20 protein-coding genes and 2 tRNA genes are annotated in these 21177 nt (G+C 72.0%); 9 read left to right on the forward strand and 13 right to left on the reverse strand.

The features are described from left to right. Window positions 1-33: 33 nt before the first annotated feature. Entirely contained in the window at window positions 34-237 is a 204-nt protein-coding gene (locus tag ADJ73_RS03060) for a cold-shock protein (protein WP_013491183.1), read from the reverse strand. Window positions 238-513: 276 nt separating this feature from the next. Next, window positions 514-600: transfer RNA gene (locus ADJ73_RS03065), tRNA-Ser, on the reverse strand. 189 nt (window positions 601-789) lie between these two features. Between ADJ73_RS03065 and ADJ73_RS03070 the strand changes: the two genes are divergently transcribed. After that, window positions 790-1173, forward strand: a complete 384-nt coding sequence (locus tag ADJ73_RS03070; RefSeq protein ID WP_050347049.1) for a hypothetical protein — start codon at window positions 790-792, stop codon at window positions 1171-1173. Window positions 1174-1203: 30 nt separating this feature from the next. Next, complete coding sequence (locus tag ADJ73_RS03075; protein ID WP_050347050.1) at window positions 1204-1614, forward strand: hypothetical protein; 411 nt, start codon at window positions 1204-1206, stop codon at window positions 1612-1614. 73 nt (window positions 1615-1687) lie between these two features. Here ADJ73_RS03075 and epsC read toward each other — a convergent pair whose 3' ends face one another. Then, the gene (gene epsC, locus ADJ73_RS03080; protein ID WP_082176700.1) at window positions 1688-2347 is read right to left on the reverse strand and encodes a serine O-acetyltransferase EpsC; all 660 of its coding nucleotides are present in this window, start codon (window positions 2345-2347) and stop codon (window positions 1688-1690) included. Between the two features lie 56 nt (window positions 2348-2403). Further along, window positions 2404-3336 (reverse strand): cysteine synthase A, encoded by a 933-nt coding sequence (gene cysK, locus ADJ73_RS03085; protein ID WP_050349221.1) that lies wholly within the window; start codon window positions 3334-3336, stop codon window positions 2404-2406. Window positions 3337-3562: 226 nt separating this feature from the next. Here cysK and ADJ73_RS03090 point away from each other — a divergent pair, with 226 nt between their 5' ends. Together ADJ73_RS03090 and ADJ73_RS03095 are read left to right on the forward strand one after the other, a co-directional pair. Beyond that, entirely contained in the window at window positions 3563-6835 is a 3273-nt protein-coding gene (locus ADJ73_RS03090; RefSeq protein WP_082176701.1) for a (Fe-S)-binding protein, read from the forward strand. A 169-nt stretch (window positions 6836-7004) separates the two neighbouring features. Further along, window positions 7005-7436 (forward strand): universal stress protein, encoded by a 432-nt coding sequence (locus ADJ73_RS03095; protein WP_050347051.1) that lies wholly within the window; start codon window positions 7005-7007, stop codon window positions 7434-7436. A 12-nt stretch (window positions 7437-7448) separates the two neighbouring features. On the opposite strand, the gene ADJ73_RS03100 is transcribed toward ADJ73_RS03095, so the two are convergent. Together ADJ73_RS03100 and dcd are read right to left on the reverse strand one after the other, a co-directional pair. Further along, a complete protein-coding gene (locus tag ADJ73_RS03100) occupies window positions 7449-8060 on the reverse strand; it encodes an alpha/beta hydrolase family protein (RefSeq protein ID WP_050347052.1) in 612 nt (203 codons plus the stop codon). Further along, on the reverse strand, window positions 8057-8635 hold the full coding sequence (gene dcd / locus ADJ73_RS03105; RefSeq protein WP_050347053.1) for a dCTP deaminase: 579 nt from the start codon (window positions 8633-8635) through the stop codon (window positions 8057-8059). Before dcd ends, ADJ73_RS03100 begins: the two co-directional genes overlap by 4 nt. Window positions 8636-8749: 114 nt before the next feature. Between dcd and ADJ73_RS03110 the strand changes: the two genes are divergently transcribed. The 3 genes from ADJ73_RS03110 to ADJ73_RS03120 all read left to right on the forward strand — a co-directional run bounded on the left by ADJ73_RS03110 (window position 8750) and on the right by ADJ73_RS03120 (window position 13580). Next, window positions 8750-8823, forward strand: a tRNA-Gly gene (locus ADJ73_RS03110). 92 nt (window positions 8824-8915) lie between these two features. Further along, window positions 8916-11480 (forward strand): putative bifunctional diguanylate cyclase/phosphodiesterase, encoded by a 2565-nt coding sequence (locus ADJ73_RS03115; RefSeq protein WP_050347054.1) that lies wholly within the window; start codon window positions 8916-8918, stop codon window positions 11478-11480. Window positions 11481-11714: 234 nt separating this feature from the next. Continuing rightward, window positions 11715-13580: an acyl-CoA dehydrogenase gene (locus ADJ73_RS03120; protein ID WP_050347055.1), complete on the forward strand. Its 1866-nt coding sequence runs from the start codon at window positions 11715-11717 to the stop codon at window positions 13578-13580. A 75-nt stretch (window positions 13581-13655) separates the two neighbouring features. Here the strand turns inward: ADJ73_RS03120 and ADJ73_RS03125 are convergent, their stop codons facing one another. Continuing rightward, window positions 13656-13997 (reverse strand): ArsR/SmtB family transcription factor, encoded by a 342-nt coding sequence (locus ADJ73_RS03125; protein ID WP_082176703.1) that lies wholly within the window; start codon window positions 13995-13997, stop codon window positions 13656-13658. Window positions 13998-14130: 133 nt separating this feature from the next. On the opposite strand from ADJ73_RS03125, the gene ADJ73_RS03130 reads away from it, so the two are divergent. Beyond that, window positions 14131-14847 carry a VIT1/CCC1 transporter family protein gene (locus ADJ73_RS03130; protein ID WP_050347056.1) on the forward strand — a complete coding sequence of 239 codons (717 nt, stop codon included), beginning with the start codon at window positions 14131-14133 and terminating at the stop codon, window positions 14845-14847. 54 nt (window positions 14848-14901) lie between these two features. Next, window positions 14902-15372: a DUF2231 domain-containing protein gene (locus ADJ73_RS03135; RefSeq protein ID WP_050347057.1), complete on the forward strand. Its 471-nt coding sequence runs from the start codon at window positions 14902-14904 to the stop codon at window positions 15370-15372. Between the two features lie 3 nt (window positions 15373-15375). On the opposite strand, the gene ADJ73_RS03140 is transcribed toward ADJ73_RS03135, so the two are convergent. Genes ADJ73_RS03140 through ADJ73_RS03165 form a run of 6 tightly spaced genes read right to left on the reverse strand, consistent with a single transcriptional unit; the run spans window position 15376 to window position 20767 of the window. Further along, complete coding sequence (locus ADJ73_RS03140) at window positions 15376-16725, reverse strand: sulfate adenylyltransferase subunit 1 (protein WP_082176704.1); 1350 nt, start codon at window positions 16723-16725, stop codon at window positions 15376-15378. Further along, window positions 16725-17645 (reverse strand): sulfate adenylyltransferase subunit CysD, encoded by a 921-nt coding sequence (gene cysD / locus ADJ73_RS03145; RefSeq protein ID WP_050347058.1) that lies wholly within the window; start codon window positions 17643-17645, stop codon window positions 16725-16727. The genes ADJ73_RS03140 and cysD overlap by 1 nt, the downstream gene beginning before the upstream one ends. Continuing rightward, window positions 17642-18175 (reverse strand): adenylyl-sulfate kinase, encoded by a 534-nt coding sequence (cysC, locus tag ADJ73_RS03150; protein WP_050347059.1) that lies wholly within the window; start codon window positions 18173-18175, stop codon window positions 17642-17644. Before cysC ends, cysD begins: the two co-directional genes overlap by 4 nt. Then, complete coding sequence (locus ADJ73_RS03155; RefSeq protein WP_050347060.1) at window positions 18172-18879, reverse strand: phosphoadenylyl-sulfate reductase; 708 nt, start codon at window positions 18877-18879, stop codon at window positions 18172-18174. Before ADJ73_RS03155 ends, cysC begins: the two co-directional genes overlap by 4 nt. After that, window positions 18876-19073 (reverse strand): hypothetical protein, encoded by a 198-nt coding sequence (locus ADJ73_RS03160; protein ID WP_050347061.1) that lies wholly within the window; start codon window positions 19071-19073, stop codon window positions 18876-18878. The genes ADJ73_RS03155 and ADJ73_RS03160 overlap by 4 nt, the downstream gene beginning before the upstream one ends. Then, on the reverse strand, window positions 19070-20767 hold the full coding sequence (locus tag ADJ73_RS03165; protein ID WP_050347062.1) for a nitrite/sulfite reductase: 1698 nt from the start codon (window positions 20765-20767) through the stop codon (window positions 19070-19072). Before ADJ73_RS03165 ends, ADJ73_RS03160 begins: the two co-directional genes overlap by 4 nt. Window positions 20768-21177: the final 410 nt, after the last annotated feature.

Consider the following 21177-nt stretch of genomic DNA (forward strand, 5'->3'; position numbering starts at 1 on the left):
GTCCGGCCGTCGGGCCGGGGTGACCGAGTCAGGTCAGAGAGGACGAACGGCGTCCGCCTGCGGGCCCTTGGGGCCCTGGGTGACCTCGAACTCGACGCGCTGCGCCTCGTCGAGGGAGCGGTAGCCGTTGCTCTGGATCGCGGAGTAGTGGACGAACACGTCCGGACCGCCACCATCCTGAGCGATGAAGCCGAAGCCCTTCTCAGCGTTGAACCACTTAACGGTGCCCTGTGCCATGGGATCTAACTACTTTCGTTGTCTGGCTGACGACCGGCCGGCAGGACGCCCACCGGTCAGATTGCCTAACACCCCACTGCACGGGACATGCCCGGTCTTCGTGAACAACCCCCGCTCGCCGGGGTGGCGGTCAGAGGGCTACATCTACGTCTTGCGAGGAACTGCTTCAGCAACCACCAGCAACCTATCATCGGGCACCCCGGTCGCGAGCGATGACAGGTGAACACTTGGTGACCTGACTCGATGACGGGCCTCGGGTGCCGTGGGGACGCGGGGCGGAGGGCGTGGGATTCGAACCCACGAGGAGCTTGCACCCCTAGCGGTTTTCAAGACCGCCGCACTCGGCCACTATGCGAGCCCTCCTCGCGGAGGCCCGGGTCTGCGCCGCGCGTCCGCCGCTCCAGGGTACCGGGCCGCGACACCCCACCTCGTCCGGTGGGCGAGACGACCGCGCCCCTGGGAGAATGCCGGATCACCCAGGCGTTGTCGTCATAAGTTGGGCACGAACGGGGCAAGAGGACTCCGACAGAGCACGTGAGGAGAGGACGACCCATGCAGAACAAGCTGAGCTTCCTGGCTGGGCTGGCCGTTGGCTACGTCGCCGGCGCGCGGGCAGGCCGCACGCGCTACGAGCAGATCAAGCGCCAGTCCGCCAAGGCCTGGCAGAGCGAGCCGGTGCAGCAGAAGGTGGCCGAGGCCGCCGACGCCGTCAAGGCCAAGACCCCCGGGCCGGCGCACAAGCTGGTCGACAAGGCGGTCGACGCGGTCTCCGGCGGCACCACCCCGGCGTCGACCCAGACGACGAGCCAGCCGTCGCGGACCACGACCGGCGGGCGCACCCCCGGCTCGGTGTCCGGCGGCCCCGGCTACACCGGCAACCCCGTGGGCATGCCGGGCGTCCCCGCCGACAGCGAAGCCAACGGCCACCCCAGCTGAGCCACAGGCCACCACCACCAGGAGGACCAGATGCAGAAGCGACTCATGTTCATCGTCGGCGCCGGCCTCGGCTACGTGCTGGGTGCGCGTGCCGGGCACGCCCGCTACGAGCAGATCAAGGCCCAGGCCGACACCGTCTGGCACGACCCGCGCGTCCAGGAGAAGGTCGCGCTCGCGACGGACAAGGTCAAGGAGCAGGCGCCCGTCGTGCAGGAGCGCGCCCAGGCGCTGGCCGCCCAGGTGACCGACAAGGTCAAGGAGCAGGCCCCCGTGGTGCAGGAGCGCGCGCAGACGCTCGCCAGCTCCGCGCAGACCCGGGCGAGCGACGCCGCCTCGACGGTGCGCTCCAAGGTGTCCCGCGACCACTCCGGCAACCAGATCGGGGTCGAGAAGGGCAGCGACGTGGAGCCCCACGAGGTCAAGTTCGAGTCCGGCCGCTGACGCCGAGCCCGTATGCCGCGACGGCGCCCGCCCCGAGGAGGGGCGGGCGCCGTCGCGCGTGGCTGCGGTGGCCTCAGATCCACACGGCGGGGTCGTCGTACATCGCGTCCGTGGGGCTCTGACCAGGGCTCGGCACCTTGACCTGGGCGGGGATGCCGACGGCCACGGCGTTGGCCGGGACGTCCTTGACGACGACGGCGTTGGCGCCGACCTGCGAGCCGTCGCCCAGCGTGATCGCGCCGAGGACGCGGGCGCCCGACCCGACGGTCACGCCGTTGCCGAGGGTGGGGTGACGCTTGCCCTTGGCGAGGGAGCGCCCCCCGAGGTTGACGCTGTTGTAGAGCATGCAGTCGTCACCGATCTCGGCGGTCTCCCCGATGACGACCCCCATGCCGTGGTCGATGAAGAACCGTCGGCCGATGGTCGCCCCCGGGTGGATCTCCACTCCGGTGACGGCGCGGGCCAGGTTGGACAGGAGCCGCGCCGGCAGCCGCAGCGACTCGCGCTGCCACAGCTGGTGGGACACCCGGTGCACCCAGATCGCGTGCAGGCCGGGCGACACGAGCGCCATCTGCAGCCGACCGGTCGCCGCCGGGTCGCGCTCGATGGCGGCGTCGAGGTCTTCGAGGACGCCCTGGACGAGCCCCACGTGCCCCTCGCGCTGGGTGATCAGGGGCGGCAGGTTGATGCTGCCCTTGAGGCGGCGGGCCTCGGCGGTGGAGAAGGTCGTCATGACGTCAGCTCGTCTCGTGTCGGAGGTGGGGACGCGGGCGGTCCGGCATACGGACCTCAGTCCGTGATGCCCTCGAAGAGGACGGTGGACAGGTAGCGCTCGCCGAAGGACGGGATGATGACCACGATGGTCTTGCCGGCGTTCTCGGGGCGGGCGGCCACCTGCGAGGCGGCGTAGAGCGCCGCGCCGGAGGACAGACCCACGAGCAGGCCTTCCTGCGTGGCGGCCTTGCGGGCCCACTCGACCGACTGGTCGATGTCGACGTCGATGACCTCGTCGTAGATCTCGGTGTCGAGGACCTCGGGGACGAAGTTGGCGCCGATGCCCTGGATCTTGTGGGGGCCGGGCTGGCCGCCGTTGAGGATCGGCGACTCGGCGGGCTCCACCGCGACGAGCCGCACGTCCGGCTTGCGCTCCTTGAGGACCTGGCCGACGCCCGTGATGGTGCCGCCGGTGCCGATGCCCGCGACGACGATGTCGACCTTGCCGTCGGTGTCGGCCCAGATCTCCTCGGCCGTCGTGCGGCGGTGGATCTCGGGGTTGGCGGCGTTGGCGAACTGACGGGCGAGGACGCCGCCGCGCTCCGCCGCGATCTGCTCGGCCTTGCTGACGGCGCCCTTCATGCCTTCGGAGCCGGGGGTGAGGACGAGCTCGGCGCCATACGCCTTGAGCAGGGCCTTGCGCTCGGCGCTCATGGTCTCGGGCATCGTCAGGACGACCTTGTAGCCGCGGGCCGCGCCGACCATGGCCAGGGCGATGCCGGTGTTGCCGGAGGTCGCCTCGATGATGGTCCCGCCGGGCTTGAGCTGCCCGGACTCCTCGGCGGCGTCCACGATGGCGACGCCGATGCGGTCCTTGACGGAGCTGGCGGGGTTGTAGAACTCGAGCTTGGCCGCGACGGTCGTGCCGTCCGCCGCCTCGATGATGCGGTTGAGGCGCACCAGCGGGGTGCGGCCGACGAGGGCGGTGACGTCGTCATAGATAGGCATGCGCGTGCAGGCTCCGATCTGGGTCTCGGCGAGTGGGTCCGTCACCCTGGCCAACGGCGGGGCCACGAGGTGCATTCCCTGATTATTGACTAGCCAACATTGTGTTATGCCTGGCGTGGTCGCGCAGCCGGATCCCACCCACCGGACCCCGATGGCCTAGGCGATACCCGTCACACCACCCCGTCCGGTCTCCCCCGATGTCCGTACCCGCCCGTAGGATCACCGCATGTCAGCGCTGCAGATCACGGCCCTCGTGCTGTGCTTCGTGATCCCGAGCATCGGGTGGATCCTGCTCTTCCGGCAGGTCTTCCGCTTCACCCGGCTCTTCCGCACCGGCCAGCCGGACCGGTCCCGGACCGATCAGCCCGCCGCCCGCACGATGACCCTGGTGCGCGAGTTCCTGGGGCATACGCGTATGGCGCGGCTGCCGTGGGTCTCGATCGCCCACTGGTTCACGGCGCTGTCCTTCCTCATCCTCTTCGCCACGCTGGTCAACGCGTTCTTCCAGCTCGTGTGGGCGGACTACCGGCTGCCGATCATCGGCCACTTCCCGCCCTTCGAGTGGCTGATCGAGCTCTTCGCGTGGGCCGGGTTCGCCGGCATCCTCCTGCTGATGGTGGTCCGCCAGCGCAACCACCCCCGCCGCGCCGCCGGCGTCGAGGGCCGGCGCTCCCGCTTCTTCGGGTCCACCTGGTGGCAGGCCTACTACGTCGAGTTCACCATCCTCGCGGTCACCATCTGCATCCTGTCGCTGCGCTCGCAGGAGGCCGCGCTGCTGCGGCTCACCGAGCCGGGCGTCAACCTGCCGCTGCACTTCCCGCTGACCTTCTGGATGGCCCCGGTCTGGGGCGGCCTGTCCGAGCACTGGCTGCGCGAGTCCATCTACCTCGTCGCCATGATCAAGATCCTGGTCTCCTTCGCCTGGATGATCACGATCGCGCTGCAGCCGACGATGGGCGTGGCCTGGCACCGCTTCCTGGCGTTCTTCAACATCTGGTTCAAGCGCCACGCGGACGGCCGCACCTCCCTCGGCGCCCTGCAGCCGATGGGCATCGACGGCAAGCCCTTCTCCCTGGAGGCGATGGAGGAGCTCGAGGAGGACACCTCGCTCGGCGTCGCCAAGGCCGAGGACTTCACCTGGAAGCAGCTGCTCGACTTCACCACCTGCACCGAGTGCGGGCGGTGCCAGTCGCAGTGCCCCGCCTGGAACACCGACAAGCCCCTCTCCCCCAAGATGCTCGTCATGACGCTGCGCGACCACGCGCACGCCAAGGCGCCCTGGATGATGGCGTCCGAGGAGGCCCGGCACGCCCTGCCCGAGCACACCCGGGCCCTCGCCCACACGCCGCTGGTGGGCCAGACCGGCTACGACGAGGAGCACCCGCTCACGGCATACGACGCCCTGGGTCCCGAGGCGGTCATCGACGAGGACGTGCTGTGGTCGTGCACGACCTGCGGCGCCTGCGTCGAGCAGTGCCCGGTCGACATCGAGCACGTCGACGCGATCGTCGACCTGCGACGCAACCAGGTGCTCATCGAGTCGGCCTTCCCGGCCGAGCTGGGCGGGCTCTTCAAGAACATGGAGTCCAAGGGCAACCCCTGGGGTATGGCGCAGCGCGCTCGCCTCGACTGGGCCAAGGACCTGCCGTTCCCGGTCAAGCAGGTGGGCAAGGACGTCGAGGACCTGTCCTCCGTCGACTACCTCTTCTGGGTGGGCTGCGCGGGCGCCTTCGAGGACCGCGCCAAGAAGACCTCCCGCGCCGTGGCCGAGCTGCTCGACACCGCCGGGGTGTCGTTCGCCGTCCTCGGCGACGGCGAGACCTGCACCGGCGACTCGGCCCGTCGCGCCGGCAACGAGGTGCTCTTCCAGATGCTGGCGCAGCAGAACGTCGAGCAGCTCAACGAGGCCGGAGCCACGAAGATCGTGGTGACCTGCGCCCACTGCTTCAACACGATCAAGAACGAGTACCCGCAGGTCGGGGGCTCCTACGAGGTCCTGCACCACACGCAGCTGCTCAACCGCCTGGTGCGCGAGAAGCGGCTCGTCCCGGTCTCGCGCCCGGCCGACGCCCCCGCGAAGTCGACCGCCAAGAACCCTGCCTCGAGCGCGCCCGTGGTCACCTACCACGACCCGTGCTACCTGGGCCGGCACAACAACGTGTATGCCCCGCCCCGCGAGCTCATCGGGTCGCTGCCCGGCGTCGAGCTGCGGGAGATGCCGCGGCACGGCGAGACGTCCTTCTGCTGCGGCGCCGGCGGTGCCCGCATGTGGATGGAGGAGAAGCTCGGCACCCGGATCAACCTCAACCGGACCGAGGAGGCCTTGGCCACGGGTGCCGACCGGATCGCCGTCGGGTGCCCGTTCTGCCGCGTCATGCTGTCCGACGGGGTGACCGCCAAGGAGGCCGACGACCCGGCCGTCGAGTCGGTCGAGGTGGTCGACGTCGCCCAGATGCTGCTCGCCGCCGTCCGACGCGGCGAGGAGCAGGACGCCGGTGTCGCCGAGGCGGACCGCGACGAGGCGGCGCAGGAGGAGAAGGCCGGCACGCCTGCCGCGGCGGCCGCTGCCGGTGCTGCTGGCGCTGCTGCCGGGGCCGACGTCCCCCGAGGGGACGTGAAGCCGGACGAGGACAACCGCCAGACCCGGACCACCCCGGCCGAGGAAGCCACCGCCGAGGCCCAGGAGGACGTCCGCGTCCCCGCCACCGGCGGCACGGCCGGGACCGAGGCCGCCAACGTGGCAGACCCGTGGGACGACGAGGACACCACCCCCACCGCGGCAACCCCAGCCGCTGCGAAGCCCGAGGCCGCAGCCGCCCCGGCCGCCACCTCCGAGGTCGCCGACCCGTGGGACGACGAGCCCGCCGCCGCGGCAACCCCGGCACCCGAGGGCGCTGCGAAGCCGGAGCCCGCAGCCAGCCCAGCCGCCACGTCCGAGGTGGCCGACCCGTGGGACGACGAGCCCACCGCCGCGGCAACCCCAGCCGCTGCGGAGCCCGAGCCCGCGACTCCGCCCGCCCCCGCGCCCGTCCCCGCGACCGATGAGGTCAAGGACCCCTGGGACGACGACGGGGACACCACCCCCGCCGCCGCAGCCCCGGCTGCTCCAGAGGCCGCCGCGAAGCCCGAGCCCGCGACTCCGCCCGCCCCCGCGCCCGTCCCCGCGACCGATGAGGTCAAGGACCCCTGGGACGACGACGGGGACACCACCCCCGCCGCCGCAGCCCCGGCTGCTCCCGAGGCCGCCGCGAAGCCCGAGCCCGAGACTCCGCCCGCCCCCGCGCCCGTCCCCGCGACCGATGAGGTCAAGGACCCCTGGGACGACGACGAGGACACCACCCCCGCCGCCGCAGCCCCGGCTGCTCCCGAGGCCGCCCCGAAGCCCGAGCCCGCGACTCCGCCCGCCCCTGCCCCGGCGACCCCCGCCGAGCCCGGGCCCACGAAGCCGGAGGCCGCCATACGGCCTGCCGAGGAGGTCCCGGACCCGTGGGACGACTGAGTCCCTGACGGTCTGCCGGGACGCACACGGGAGGGGCTGCCCGATCACGGGCGGCCCCTCCCGCTGTCTACGCGCCGGGGCACGCGAACCCCCGCGAGGGGACCCCCTGTCCGCACGGCTCCCGACCACCACCTAAGGTGGGCCGGACGCCTCATCTGCAGGAGCCCCGATGACGATCTGCCTGGCCTACGCGCCGACCGAGCCCGGTCGGGCTGCCTTGCGACACTGCGCAGCCGAGGCCAGGGCGACCGCCAGCGAGGTGGTCGTGGTCAACGCGACCCGGGAGTGGCGAGACAGCATCCCGGTCGAGCTCACGCACGAGGAGGCCGCGCACCTGACCGAGGTCATGACGGACGCCGGGGTCCCCTGGCGGTGGGCGCAGCAGACCGACGGCGTCACCGGGGCCGATGCCATCATCGGGGTCGCCGAGGACGAGGACGTCTCGCTCGTCGTCATCGGCATCACGGACCGCAGCCACGTGGAGAAGCGCATCGTCAGCGACACCACCAAGCAGGTCCTGCTCGACGCTCCCTGCGCCGTCCTCGCCGTGCGCGCCGACCACGCCGCCCCTGACCTGCGCCAGAGCCACCCGGCCCGCTGAGGCCGCGGGCGGCTACCCCATCCGGTCGACGACGAAGTCCGCCACGGCCCGGTGCGGGTCGGTGGTGAGCAGCAGGTTGTGGCCACGGCGCGGCAGCGGCACGAAGGTCGCGTCGACGCCGTCGGCCCGCAGGTCCTCGGCGAGCTGCCGGCTGCGCTTCCACGGGGTGATGAGGTCGTGGGTGCCGTGCAGCAGCAGCACCGACCTGCCGTCCACCGGGGGACGCGGATCGGTCTCGGGGAGCCAGGCGCTCACCCCCACGACGACGCGCACGGCGCTGTGCCCGGCGACCCGCAGGGCGACCCGGCCACCCATGGAGTGCCCGATCACCGCGATCGGCCGGTCGGGGTAGCGAGCCTGGATCCGGTCCAGCGCGTCCTCGGCGTCCTGCACGGCCGGCGCGTCGGGTTCGTTCCACCCCTGCATCCGGTAGCGCAGCGCCGCGACCACCAGGTGGCCGTGCGAGCGCGCGACCAGGGTGGGGCCGAAGGCCAGCATCCGCAGGTAGGCAGGGCTGAGCCGCAGATCGGGCTTGGTGCTGCTGACGGGGCCGCCGTGCAGCAGCAGGGCGATGCCGCGCACCTTCGCCGGTGCGTGCAGCAGCGCCACGCGGGCGCGGGTCATCCCAGGTCGGTCCGGTGGAAGTTGTGGAAGGACCGGCTGGCCGTGGGTCCACGCTGCCCCTGGTAGTGCGAGCCGTAGACGTCGCTGCCGTAGGGGTGCTCGGACGCCGACGTCAGGCGCATGAAGCACAGCTGGCCGACCTTCATGCCCGGCCACAGCACGATCGGCAGAGTCGCGACGTTGGACAGCTCGAGCGTGACGTGGCCCGAGAACCCGGGGTCGACGAACCCCGCGGTGGCGTGCGTCAGCAGGCCGAGCCGGCCGAGCGACGACTTCCCCTCGACCCGGGCGGCGAGGTCCTCGGGCAGCGTGACGGCCTCGAGCGTCGAGCCCAGGACGAACTCGCCGGGGTGCAGCACGAAACCCTCGGACTGCTCCACCTCCACCAGTCGGGTCAGCTCGGGCTGGTCCTGCGACGGGTCGATGACGGGGTACTTGTGGTTGTCGAACAACCGGAAGTAGCGGTCCAGGCGCACGTCCACGCTGGACGGCTGCACCATGGCGGGGTCGAAGGGGTCGAGGACGACACGTCCGGCGTCGATCTGGGCGCGGATGTCGCGGTCGGAGAGGAGCACGACGCCACGCTACCGTCAGCGCGGCGGCCCGGGGCGCGACCGCTCGCGCGTGCCGTGCCGGCACCACCCACGAGATTGGGTATGCTGTCTCACACGCCAGCAGTCGTGCTGCTCGCGGGTGTAGTTCAATGGCAGAACAGCAGCTTCCCAAGCTGCTAGTGCGAGTTCGATTCTCGTCACCCGCTCCAGTTGTCCGCTTTCTGCGGACGTATGCCGATCAACCCCCCCTCATCCGTGGGTTCTCGTGGCTCCGTGGCCGTTCATGGCCCACTATTGGCCTATGGACTCACGGACAGGCATCGTTGGTGCCGTCCTGGTCCTCGCCCCACCCGTCGTCGCCGTCCTCGACCGCGACCTCGCGGGCCCCCTGATGTGGATCACCGCCCTGGTCGCCGCGGCCGCCGCGGTGGTGGCCGGGGCACGCAGCTGCGTGATGCAGCGCATCGGATGGGGTTTCGTGTCGCTGGCGATGCTCGCCAACGGGCTGGGCAACCTGATGTTCACGGACCCCGCCATCGGCACCGGGCAGCTGGCGACCGTGCTCTACGCCATGGCGGCGCTGCTGATGATCCCGGCGTTCGTGTTCTTCACGGTGACCACGCCCCGGCAGCTGCCGACCGCCCTGCTGCACCTCACCCTGCTGATTGACTGCATCTGGCTGCTCACCTGGCACCTGGACCCCCAGTCGTGGCTGACCGGGCAGCGCACCCCCACCACGTTGGACGCCCAGCTGGTCACGATGGGCCTGGTGTGCGGCATCGTGGCGGCGATCATCTCGTGGCTGCTCGTCATACCGAGCCGCACCGGGCGGTCGCGGTGGATCCAGACCCTGCTCGGGCTGTCCGTGCTGGCCGCGATGGTGGGCGACATGCTGGCCTCGGTCTTCCCGTCCGGTCAGCCCTGGGTGCTGTGCGAGGCGCTGTGGGTGGGTCAGGCGTCGCTGATCGTCGTCGCGGCCGTCGCCGTCGCCCGCCGGCCCACGCCGACGCTGGGGCGCTCGCTGCTCAACCCGCACCGGGACCTGCTCGTGGTCAGCGTCCTCACCCTCGTGGTGGGGGCCGTGATCTTCACGACGGCCCAGGCCGTCCCGCTGGACATGCGCACCGCCCGTGCCCTGTGCGTCGCGCTGCTGCTCCTGGTGGCGCTGCACATCTACGAGGGCTACCACAACCGGCGTCTGGCGGGGTCGATCGAGCAGCAGGCACGCCACATGCAGCTCCTGGTCAGCGAGACCCGCGACATCATCCTCGAGCTCGACGGCACCGGCCGGGTGCTCTTCGCCTCCGCGGCGCTCAGCACCATGCTCGGCCTGCGCGAGAGCGACCTCACGGGCCAGCACGTGAGCGACGTCCTGCCCGACGTGACGCCTGAGGTGCTCGCGCACCTCACCCACGCCCCGACCGCCCGGATGCAGCCCACGCTGCGGCTCGAGTCGGCGCTGACCACCGCGACCGCCGCCGTCGTCCACGTCGAGTCCGTGATCACCCCCCTGCCCAGCGGCTACCTCGTCGCGGTGCGCGACGTCACCGAGCGGGTGGGTCTGCAGTCCCGGCTGCAGCAGGTCACCTACCACGACGTCGTCACCGGCCTGCCCAACCGCACCAGCCTGGACCGCGCGGTCCGCCACCGGCTCTACGAGTCCGCGAGCGGGGAGATCTCGCTGCTGCTGCTCGACATCGCCCCCGCCGGGCTCGCCGACAACACCCTCGGCGACGACTCGCGAGAGGAGCTGCTGCGCACCGTCGCCCGCACGATGCGCGCCACCATCCGCTCCGGCGACGCCCTGGCCCGCTTCAGCGACCAACGTTTCGCGGTGCTGCTGCGGCCGGGCACCTCGGGGGCGCAGGCGCTGACCGAGGCGCAGCGCATCGTCGACACCATCAACCGCCCCGACCTCGTCCCCGACGTGACCCTGCGCACCTGCGGCGGCCTGTGCGTGGGCGCCCACACCGGGCTCGAGCTGGTGCGCAACGCCGAGCTCGCGCTGCGCCAGGCGACCCGGGAGGGTCCGGGCACCGTGCGCAGCTTCGAGCCCACGATGCTGGCGCAGTTCGCCCGCACCCGCGACCTGCGGCGCCGGCTGGCCCGACCCCCGGGCCCGGAGCGGTGGACCGTCCTCTACCAACCGATCATCAACCTGCGCGCCGAGCAGGTCTCGGGCGTCGAGGCGCTGCTGCGCTGGACCGACCCCGAGGGCGACTTCATCGGGATCGAGGAGATCATCCGGCTGGCCGAGGAGTTCGGCTCGATCATCAGCATCGGCACGTGGGTGCTGGAGCAGGCCGTCGACCAGGCTCTCCAGTGGTACCGCGAGGGCTACCCGCTGACCGTCGCCGTCAACATCAGCGTCCACCAGCTCGTCGCCCCGACCTTCGCCGCGACGGTCCGCCGGGTGCTCGACGAGTCCGGGCTGCCGCCCGAGCTGCTCATCCTGGAGATCACCGAGACCGTGGTCCTCGAGCAGACCGCCGAGACCGTCGCGACCCTGGAGGAGCTGCGCACCCTCGGGATCCGGGTCGCCATCGACGACTTCGGCACCGGCTACTCCGGGCTGGCCAACCTGCGGTCGCTGCCGCTGGACATCCTCAAGATCGACCGGACCTTCGTCCAGGGCCTCGGCGAGTCCGGCGGCGACGAGGCCGTGGTCGCCGCGGTGTCCCGGCTCGGACGCGAGCTCGGCCTCACCATCACCGCCGAGGGCATCGAGACCCGGGTGCAGGAGGCGCGGGCCCGCATGCTCGGCATCTCGGCCGCCCAGGGCTACCTCTACGCCCGGCCGCTGCCCGCGACCCAGATCCTGCCGCTGGCCCACCAGCTGGCCGGCGGCGTCGCCCTGGACCTGTAGCCCGAGCAGCCCTGCAGCCCCGAGCAGCCCTGCAGCCCGAGCAGCCCCGCGGCCAGCAGCACCGGCACGTCATACGGCCGGGACCGGCGCACGTGGCCGAGGTCACGGAATCGCGGTAGTGGTTGCGCTCGCTACTCGCCAGTAGCATCATGGAGAGACCTCGGCGCCAGCCGCCGGGGCACGTCATACCTGCCAGCGCCCAGACAGGCAGAACGTCAGGGAAGGGGACCCCGCGTGGGCCACTACAAGAGCAACGTGCGAGACATCGAGTTCAACCTCTTCGAGGTCTTCGGCCGCCAGGACGTCCTGGGGCACGGCATCTACGAGGACGTGGACGCCGACACCGCCAAGGAGATCCTCCACGAGGTCGCCCGGCTGGCTGAGAACGAGCTGGCCGACAGCCTGCTGGACTCCGACCGCAACCCCCCGGTCTACGACCCCAAGACCTTCTCGGTGACCATGCCCGAGTCCTTCAAGGCCTCCTACAAGGCCTACATCGACGCCGAGTGGGGCAACCTCGACGTCCCCGCCGAGCTCGGCGGCATGGTGGTCCCGCCGTCGCTGCGGTGGTCGGTGGCCGAGCTCGTCTGCGGCGCCAACCCCGCGGTCCACATGTTCGCCGCCAGCTACTCCTTCGCCAACCTGCTCTACTACCTGGGCACCGAGGAGCAGAAGAAGCTCGCCAAGCTCATCGTCGACAAGGGCTGGCACTGCACGATGGTGCTCACCGAGCCCGACGCCGGGTCCGACGTCGGCGCCGGCCGCACCAAGGCCACCGACAACGGCGACGGCACCTGGACCATCGACGGGGTCAAGCGCTTCATCACCTCCGCCGAGTCCGACATGGTCGACAACGTCGTCCACTTCGTCCTCGCCCGCCCCGAGGGCGCGGGCGCCGGCACCAAGGGCCTGTCGCTCTTCATCGTCCCGAAGTACCACGTCGACGTCGAGACCGGTGAGCTCGGCGAGCGCAACGGCGCCTTCGTCACCAACGTCGAGCACAAGATGGGCCTCAAGGTGTCCACCACCTGCGAGGTCAGCTTCGGTCAGAACGGCACGCCCGCCGTCGGCACCCTGCTCGGCGACGTCCACGACGGCATCGCCCAGATGTTCAAGGTCATCGAGAACGCCCGGATGTTCGTGGGCACCAAGGCGATCGCCACGCTCTCCACCGGCTACCTCAACGCGCTGGAGTACGCCAAGGAGCGGGTGCAGGGGGCGGACATGACCACCCCCGCCAAGGACGCCCCCCGCGTCACCATCACCCACCACCCGGACGTCCGCCGGTCGCTGATGCTGCAGAAGGCCTACGCCGAGGGCCTGCGTGCCCTCGTCCTCTACGCGGCGGTGCAGCAGGACAAGGTCGCCCAGGCGCAGGAGGCCAACCCGGCCGCGCCCATCCCCGAGGACGACGCCGACGCGCGGCTGGCCATGAAGATCAACGACCTGCTGCTGCCCCTGGTCAAGGGCGTCGGGTCCGAGCGCGCCTGGGTGCTCCTCGGCACCGAGTCGCTGCAGACGCTCGGCGGCTCGGGCTTCCTGCAGGACTACCCCGTCGAGCAGTACGTCCGCGACGCCAAGATCGACACGCTCTACGAGGGCACCACGGCGATCCAGGGCCAGGACTTCTTCTTTCGCAAGATCATCCGGGACAAGGGCACCGCGCTGGCAGCCCTGGCCGAGCAGATCGAGACCTTCTGCGAGAGCGGCCCGGAGGCCCTGGCCGAGGAGCGGGCCCAGCTCGGCAAGGCGCTCGAGTCGGTCCAGGGGATCCTCGGTTTCATGGCCGGCGAGCTCATGGACTCCGACCCGCGCCAGGACGGCGACCTGCGCAACGTCTACAAGGTCGGCCTCAACACCACCCGGCTGCTGCTGGCCGCCGGTGACCTCGTCGTCGGGTGGCTGCTGCTGCGCCAGGCCGAGGTCGCCCAGGCCGCGCTGGCGGCGGGCGCGAGCGGCAAGGACAAGGACTTCTACCTAGGCAAGGTGGCGGCGGCGTCCTTCTTCGCCCGCAACGTGCTGCCGCGGCTGCGGTCCGAGATGGTCATGGCCCAGATGACCGGGCTCGACCTCATGGACGTCCCGGAGGGCGCCTTCTGACCCGCTGACCAGCTCGTATGCCGAGAGCCCGCCGCCCCACGGATCACCGTGGGGCGGCGGGCTCTCGCACGTGGGTCAGGCGCGGCGGTCGCGGCGCCGCAGGTCGGCGAAGTGGTCGACGCCGTCGCTGACCAGGTGGACGAGGTGCGGGTCGTCGAGCGAGTAGACCTGCCGGCGGCCGTCGGCCCGGTGCGAGACCAGCCCGGACAGGCGCAGCCGCCCGAGGTGGTGGCTCGCCGTCGCGACGCTGACGCCGAGCGCCTCGGCGAGGGAGGTGACGTCATACTCCCGCTCGGCGAGCCGCCACAGCAGCTGCACCCGCACCGGGGAGCCCATGAGCGCGAACATCGCCGCGGCCCGCACGAAGTCGTCGCACTGGATGTCGTCGCGGTCGTAGCGGCTCAGGGCATCGTCCATGCCGTCATTCTAATGATCCAATATTCTTAGAAGTGTTTGACAAAGGGTGAGGCTCGTCGCACCATGGATCGGCCGACCTCCCACGGCGAGCCCGCGGGCGCCGCCGCTCCCCTCCACCACCGCTAGGACCACCATGACAACCGCCTCCACCCGACCCGACCCCGACCGGGGCGGACTCGGTGCTCGCCTCAACTGGTTGCGTGCCGGCGTGCTCGGCGCCAACGACGGCATCGTCTCCGGCTCGGGCCTGCTCATCGGCGTGGCCGCCGCCAACCCCGGCGCCTCCGCCACGATCATCGGCGCCGGCGTGGCCGGGCTGCTGGCCGGGGCCGCCGCCATGGCCATGGGCGAGTACGTCTCCGTCTCCAGCCAGCGGGACTCCGAGCGAGCCGTCGTCGCCCTCGAGTCCCGCGAGCTGGCCGCCGACCCCGAGGCCGAGCTGGCCGAGCTGGTCACGGCATACCAGCGGCAGGGGCTCACCGAGGACACCGCGCGTCGCGTCGCCCACGAGATGACGCAGCACGACGCGCTGGCCGCGCACCTGCAGACGGAGTTCGGGATGCACCCGGACGAGCTCACCAACCCCTGGCACGCGGCCCTGGCCTCCGCCCTGGCGTTCACCGTCGGGTCGCTGCTGCCGCTGCTCACGATGATCCTCGTGCCCTCCGGCGCCCGCATCTGGTGCACCATCGTGGCGGCGGTCGTGGGGCTGCTGGCCACGGGCTGGACCAGCGCCGCGATCTCGGGCTCGCCCAAGGGCGCCCCCATCGCCCGCAACGTGATCGGCGGTTGCGCGGCCATGGCCCTGACCTGGACCATCGGCCATCTCTTCGGCGTGGCCGCCGCCTGACCCCCACCAGCACCTCTACCCTCGACCACCCCTCCCCGACCCCCAGGAGACCCCATGTTCGACCTCTTCGACGGCCTGCCCGTCCACGCCCTCGTCGTGCACGCCGTGGTCGTGCTCGCCCCCCTCACGGCCCTGCTCGCCGTCCTCTACGCGGTCGCGCCCGCCCGACGCCTCGGTCTGCGGTGGCCGCTCGCGCTGCTGGCGGTCGCCACCGGCGTGACCGGCTTCGTGGCGGGCGAGTCCGGGGAGAAGCTCGAGCACCGCCTCGGCGGCGGCAACCCCACCCTCCACGAGCACACCGAGGCGGGGGACCTGCTCAAGGTCGCCTGCGTGATCTTCATGGTGCTGGTCCTGCTGGCGGTCTTCCTGCTGCTGCCCGCCGGTCGCCGGGTGGAGGCCAGGAACCCCCTCGCCATGATCACTGCGGTGGTGCTGGTGCTGGCGTCCGTGGCGGTCTGCTACCAGACCGTGGTGACCGGCCACACCGGCGCCCGCGCGGTGTGGGGCGACCAGATCACGCCCTGACCCCTACGGCAGGGCGGCTCCGACGAGCCCTGCGGCCAGCGTCGCCCCGGACGCGGGGTCGATCACCAGGAACGCCCCAGTGGCCCGGTCGTCGCGGTAGTCGTCGACCGCCACCGGCTCGGCCAGCCGCAGCTCGACGCGCGCGATGTCGTTGAGCTGCACGGGAGCCCCGGGCGCCACCCACTCCAGGGTGTCCACGTCCCAGTGGTCCCCGACGGTGGTGAGGATCCCGCGGGTCGTGCGGGTGCCGGCCTTGACCAGCACCCGCTGGCCGGGCGTGGCCGGGCGCTCGTCCAGCCAGCACACGGTCCCCGAGATCTCCTGCACCGCAACGGGGCCCGCCTCGGTCGACGACAGCACGGAGCCGCGTCCCACGTCGAGCTCGTCGCGCAGCCGCACCGTCACCGACTCCCCCGCCCCGGCCACCTGGGCCGGCCCGGCGGGGGTGTCGATGGCGGTCACGACGCTCGTGAGGCCGCCTGGCGTCACGGTGATCTCGTCCCCGACGGCGACCCGACCGGACGCGATCCGCCCGGCCAGCCCCCGGTAGTCGGGGTGCTCGGCGGTCCGCGGCCGGATCACCAGCTGCACGGGCAGCCGCAGCGGGCGGTCGACCTCGGCCGCCGCGTCGTCGAGGTCCTCCAGGAGGGTGAGCAGCGGCGGCCCGGCATACCACCGCGGCACGTCCGGCGAGCCGACCGGCTCGGCGCTGACGACCCCCTCCCCCGTGAGCGCCGAGATCGGCACGATCCGCACGTCCCCGAGGCCGAGACGCGTGGCGATGCCCGCCACCTCGCGCCCGACCTCCTCGAAACGACGCTGGTCCCAGTCGATCGCATCCATCTTGTTGAGCGCGACCACGACGTGCGGCACCCCCAGCAGCGCCATGACCGCGAGGTGGCGGCGGGTCTGCGGGAGCACACCGTTGCGGACGTCGACGAGCACCAGCGCGGCGTCGGCGGTGGAGGCGCCGGTGACCGTGTTGCGGGTGTACTGCGTGTGGCCGGGGGTGTCGGCCAGCACGAAGCTGCGCCGCGGCGTCGTGAAGTAGCGGTAGGCGACGTCGATGGTGATGCCCTGCTCGCGCTCGGAGCGCAGCCCGTCGGTCAGCAGCGCCAGGTCCACCTGCTCGGACCCGCGGCGCCGGCTGGCCGCCTCGATCGCGTCGTAGGTGTCGGCCAGGATCGACTTGGTGTCGTGCAGCAGGCGCCCGACGAGGGTGGACTTGCCGTCGTCGACCGACCCCGCGACGACCAGCCGCAGCTGGCGGCGGGTCGCGGCGATCTCGTCGGTCACCCCGGAGATGTCGGTGACCCCGGTGACGCCGGCCGCGTCATACGTGCTCGTGCCCATCAGAAGTAGCCCTCTCGCTTGCGGTCCTCCATGGCGGCCTCGGAGAGGCGGTCGTCCGCGCGGGTGGCGCCGCGCTCGGTGAGCCGGCTGATCGACACCTCGGCGATCACGTCGGCGATGGTCGCGGCGGTGGACTCGACCGCGCCCGTGCAGGATCCGTCGCCGACCGTGCGGTAGCGCACGCTGCGCCGCTCGACGGTCTCGCCGTCGCGCGGCCCGCCCCAGGGGCCGCTGGTCATCCACATCCCGTCGCGCGCGTGGACGTCCCGCTCGTGCGCGTAGTAGATCGACGGGAGCTCGACCCCCTCGCGCTCGATGTAGTGCCACACGTCCAGCTCGGTCCAGTTGGACAGCGGGAAGACGCGGGTGTGCTCGCCCGGCGCGTGGCGACCGTTGTAGACCTGCCACAGCTCGGGGCGCTGCGTGCGCGGGTCCCAGCCGCCGAAGGCGTCGCGGATCGAGAAGACCCGCTCCTTGGCGCGGGCCCGGTCCTCGTCGCGCCTCGCCCCGCCGAGGACGGCGTCGAAGCGGTGCTCGGCGATGGAGTCCAGCAGCGGGATGGTCTGCAGCGGGTTGCGGGTGCCGTCCGGGCGCTCGGTCAGCCGGCCGTCGGCGAGCCACTCCTCGACGTGCGCGACGACCAGCTGCAGGCCGTGCGCGGCGACGACGCGGTCGCGGAAGTCGATGACCTCGGGGAAGTTGTGGCCCGTGTCGACGTGGAGCAGCGTGATCGGCAGCGGCGCCGGCGCGAGCGCCTTGAGGGCCAGGTGCAGCAGGACCGCCGAGTCCTTCCCCCCGCTGAAGAGCAGTGCGGGGCGGTCGAACTCGGCCACCACCTCGCGGATGATCTGGATCCCCTCGGCCTCGAGGGAGTCCAGGGTCGTCAACGCCCGGGGCGCCGTGGTCAGCGTGGTCGTCATCGGATCCCCTTGTCGGTGAGCAGGGTTCGGAGGGCGGAGACACTCTCCGCCAGCTCCTGGTCGGTCGTGTCCAGCCGTATGTCGGGAGCCGCCGGCGGCTCGTAGGGGTCACTGACACCCGTGAGGGTGGCGACCTCCCCGCGGGCGGCCGCGGCGTAGAGGCCCTTGACGTCACGCCGGGCGCACTCGTCGACGGGGGTCGCGACGTGCGCCTCGAGATAGGGCACGCCCGCCGCCTCGTGGTCGGCGCGGACGGTGGCGCGGGTGGCGGCATACGGCGCGATGACCGGCACGAGGGCGAGGACGCCGTTGCGGGCGAGGAGCCGCGCGACGTAGGCGACGCGCTGCACGTGCGTGTCCCGGTCCGCGCGCGAGAACCCCAGTCCGGCCGAGAGGTTCGTGCGGATCTCGTCGCCGTCGAGCACCTCGACCCGGCGGCCCTCGGCGCGCAGGTCGTCGGCGAGCGCCTCGGCGATGGTGGACTTGCCGGCGCCGGACAGACCGGTCAGCCAGACCGTCGCGCCGCTCACCGCTGGATCCCGCACTCGATCTTGGCGGTGCCGCTCCACCGGCCGGCGCGAGGGTCCTCGCCGGGCGCGACGCGGCGGGTGCAGGGCGCGCACCCGATCGAGGGGTAGCCCCGGTCGAGCAGCGGGTTGCGGACCACGTCGTGGCGCTCGGCGTAGTCCGCGACGTCCTGGTCGGACCAGGCCGCCAGCGGGGCGACCTTGACGATGAGCCGACGCTCGTCGAAGCCGATCACGGGGGTGTCCCGGCGGGTCGGTGACTGGACGCGCCGCACGCCGGTTGCCCAGGCCTCGAGCTCACCGAGGGCGTCGTCGAGGGGATGCGTCTTGCGCAGGGCGCAGCACAGGTCGGGGTCGCGGTCGTGCAGGGCGGGGCCGTGGACCGCGTCCTGCTCGGCGACGGTCTGGGCGGGCGTGAGGGTGATGACGTCCAGGCGGGTGCGGCGCACGGTCTCGTCGCGGGTCGCCAGCGTCTCGGGGAAGTGGTAGCCGGTGTCGAGGAAGTAGAGCCGGGTGCCCGGAGCCACCTGGTCGACGAGATGGGCGAGGATGCCGTCCTGCATCGAGCCGGCGACGGCCCAGTGCTCACCGAACTCCCCTGCTGCCCAGGCGATCACGTCATGGGCGGAGAGCGTCTCCAGGTGGGCGGCGTCACGCTCGACGAGCTCGCGCAGGTCCTCCTCGGACCGCAGCGTCCTGGTGCTCATGCGCCGGCCCCCTCCCCGATCCCCTCGTGCGAGAGCCCGACGAACCGCACCACGAAGACCCGGGTGCAGTCCAGGCAGCGCCACGCACCGCGCGGCTCCTCGACGGGCCGCAGGTCCTCCTCGGCGCAGTATGGGCAGTGCATGACGGCCGCGCGCTGGGCTCCGTCGGCGCCCGGCACGTGGGTGGCGCTCACGACAGGGCCTCGTCGTCCACGCGGGTCGTCCACTGCGCGAAGGTCTCGTCGCCCTGCCGGTCAGCGACGTACCGGCGCACGACCCGCTCGACGTAGTCACCCAGCTCGGCCTCGGTGACCTTGTGCCCACGGATCTTGCGGCCGAAGCCCGCCTCGGCGCCCAGCTGACCACCGAGGTGGACCTGGTATCCGGGGACCCGGTTGCCGTCGGCGTCGCGCACGATCTGCCCCTTGAGCCCGATGTCGGAGGTCTGGATCCGGGCGCACGAGTTGGGGCAGCCGTTGAGGCTGATCCCCACGGGCTGCCCGAGCTGCGGCTCGACGTCGGCGAGTCGCTCCTCGAGCTCCGCGACGAGGGCGGTGGCGCGGTCTTTGGTGTCGACGATCGCGAGCTTGCAGAACTCGATCCCGGTGCACGCCAGGGTGCCTCGGCGCCAGGCGCTCGGGCGGGCGGGCAGCCCGACCGCGGCCAGGTCGGCGACCAGCGCCTCGGCCTGGGCGGGGTCGACGTCGAGGACCACGACCTTCTGCAGCGGCGTGAAGGCGACCCGCCCGCCGCCGTGGCGCTCCACCGCGTCGGCGAGACCTCTCAGCGTGGTGCCGCGGACCCGCCCCACGGTGGGGGCCACGCCGACGTAGACGCGACCGTCCTTCTGCTCGTGGATGCCGACGTGGTCGATCGGCGCGCTGGGCGCCTCGGCGGCGGGGCCGTCGACGAGCGCGCGGTGGAGGTACTCCCCCTCCAGGACCTTGCGGAAGCGCTCGGCGCCCCAGTCGGCCATGAGGTACTTCAGGCGCGCGCGGTTGCGCAGCCGGCGGTAGCCGTAGTCGCGGAAGATCGCGCAGACGCCCTCCCACACCTCGGGGATCTCCTCGAGCGGGACCCAGGCGCCGAGCCGCTGGGCGAAGTGGGCGCTGGTGGACAGCCCGCCGCCGACGAGCAGGTCGAAGCCCGGACCGTGCTCGGGGTGCACGACGCCGACGAAGGAGACGTCGTTGATCTCCGGGACGGTGTCCCACTGCCAGGAGATGGCGGTCTTGAACTTCCGCGGCAGGTTGGACAGCTCGGGGTTGCCGATGTAGCGACGCTTGATCTCCAGGATCGCCGGGGTGGGGTCGACCAGCTCGGCCGCGGCGATGCCCGCGACGGGGGACCCGAGGATGGCGCGGGGCACGTCGCCGCAGGCCTCCGTCGTCGACAGCCCCACCTCCTCCAGGGCGCTCCAGATCGCGGGGACGTCCTCGATGCGGACCCAGTGCAGCTGGATGTTCTGCCGGTCGGTGACGTCCGCGGTGCCGCGGCCGTAGCGCTCGGACACGTCGGCGATGGCCCGCAGCTGCGGCAGCGTGAGCGCCTGGCCGTCGACGCGGATCCGCATCATGAAGTACTCGTCGTCCAGCTCGTGCGGCTCGAGGGTCGCGGTCTGCCCGCCGTCGATGCCGGGGCGCCGCTGGGTGTAGAGCCCCCACCACCGGAACCGGCCGCGCAGGTCGTCGCTCGGGATGGACGCGAATCCCTCACGGGCGTAGACGTCCTCGATGCGACCCCGGACCGCGAGGGGGTCCTCCTCGGCCTTGAACGCCTCGTTGTGGTTGAGCGGCTCGCGCTGGCCGAGAGCCCACTGGCCCTCGCCCTTCTCGGTGCTCGCCGAGGGCCGTCGGGCCTGGTCCGAGCGGGTGGTCGTCGCAGTCATGGGTCCTCCGGGGTGCCGGAGACCGCAGCCCGGTCTGGCGGGGCGGCCTGGGAGGTCGAGGGGTGGGAGCGCGTATGCCGACCCCGTGTGCCACCGCGTCGCGGGTGGGAGGTGGCGCGGGTGCAGGCGACGCGGCGGAAGGCGGTGCGGGTGGGAGCCGTCGGCCGGTCAGGCCGGACAGGCCGCGCACACGCGACGACCGAGATCGACGTGACGGCGGGTCACGGCGCGGAAGTCGGTGGCGTCCATGACGACGATGCTGCCACGGCGGGGCGGCATACGCATAACCCAGACCATAGATCCGGATAACTTCTCATTATGCGAACACCCGGCCGCCCCCCCACCCCACACAGATCGTGGACGTCTTGTGCCGCGGGGGGATACAAGACGTCCACGATCTGGCGAGAAGG

Source organism: Arsenicicoccus sp. oral taxon 190 (assembly GCF_001189535.1).
GTDB lineage: Bacteria > Actinomycetota > Actinomycetes > Actinomycetales > Dermatophilaceae > Arsenicicoccus.

What these genes read in the sequence shown, in the direction of transcription:
- ADJ73_RS03090 (WP_082176701.1), top strand. Translation starts at nt 3,563, where the DNA reads ATGTCAGCGCTGCAGATCACGGCCCTCGTGCTGTGCTTCGTGATCCCG.
- ADJ73_RS03075 (WP_050347050.1), top strand. Translation starts at nt 1,204, where the DNA reads ATGCAGAAGCGACTCATGTTCATCGTCGGCGCCGGCCTCGGCTACGTG.
- ADJ73_RS03115 (WP_050347054.1), top strand. Translation starts at nt 8,916, where the DNA reads ATGGACTCACGGACAGGCATCGTTGGTGCCGTCCTGGTCCTCGCCCCA.
- epsC (WP_082176700.1), bottom strand. Translation starts at nt 2,347, where the DNA reads ATGACGACCTTCTCCACCGCCGAGGCCCGCCGCCTCAAGGGCAGCATC.
- ADJ73_RS03125 (WP_082176703.1), bottom strand. Translation starts at nt 13,997, where the DNA reads ATGGACGATGCCCTGAGCCGCTACGACCGCGACGACATCCAGTGCGAC.
- ADJ73_RS03135 (WP_050347057.1), top strand. Translation starts at nt 14,902, where the DNA reads ATGTTCGACCTCTTCGACGGCCTGCCCGTCCACGCCCTCGTCGTGCAC.
- ADJ73_RS03155 (WP_050347060.1), bottom strand. Translation starts at nt 18,879, where the DNA reads ATGAGCACCAGGACGCTGCGGTCCGAGGAGGACCTGCGCGAGCTCGTC.
- ADJ73_RS03060 (WP_013491183.1), bottom strand. Translation starts at nt 237, where the DNA reads ATGGCACAGGGCACCGTTAAGTGGTTCAACGCTGAGAAGGGCTTCGGC.
- ADJ73_RS03140 (WP_082176704.1), bottom strand. Translation starts at nt 16,725, where the DNA reads ATGGGCACGAGCACGTATGACGCGGCCGGCGTCACCGGGGTCACCGAC.
- cysD (WP_050347058.1), bottom strand. Translation starts at nt 17,645, where the DNA reads ATGACGACCACGCTGACCACGGCGCCCCGGGCGTTGACGACCCTGGAC.
- ADJ73_RS03100 (WP_050347052.1), bottom strand. Translation starts at nt 8,060, where the DNA reads ATGACCCGCGCCCGCGTGGCGCTGCTGCACGCACCGGCGAAGGTGCGC.
- ADJ73_RS03130 (WP_050347056.1), top strand. Translation starts at nt 14,131, where the DNA reads ATGACAACCGCCTCCACCCGACCCGACCCCGACCGGGGCGGACTCGGT.
- ADJ73_RS03070 (WP_050347049.1), top strand. Translation starts at nt 790, where the DNA reads ATGCAGAACAAGCTGAGCTTCCTGGCTGGGCTGGCCGTTGGCTACGTC.
- ADJ73_RS03095 (WP_050347051.1), top strand. Translation starts at nt 7,005, where the DNA reads ATGACGATCTGCCTGGCCTACGCGCCGACCGAGCCCGGTCGGGCTGCC.
- cysK (WP_050349221.1), bottom strand. Translation starts at nt 3,336, where the DNA reads ATGCCTATCTATGACGACGTCACCGCCCTCGTCGGCCGCACCCCGCTG.
- ADJ73_RS03165 (WP_050347062.1), bottom strand. Translation starts at nt 20,767, where the DNA reads ATGACTGCGACGACCACCCGCTCGGACCAGGCCCGACGGCCCTCGGCG.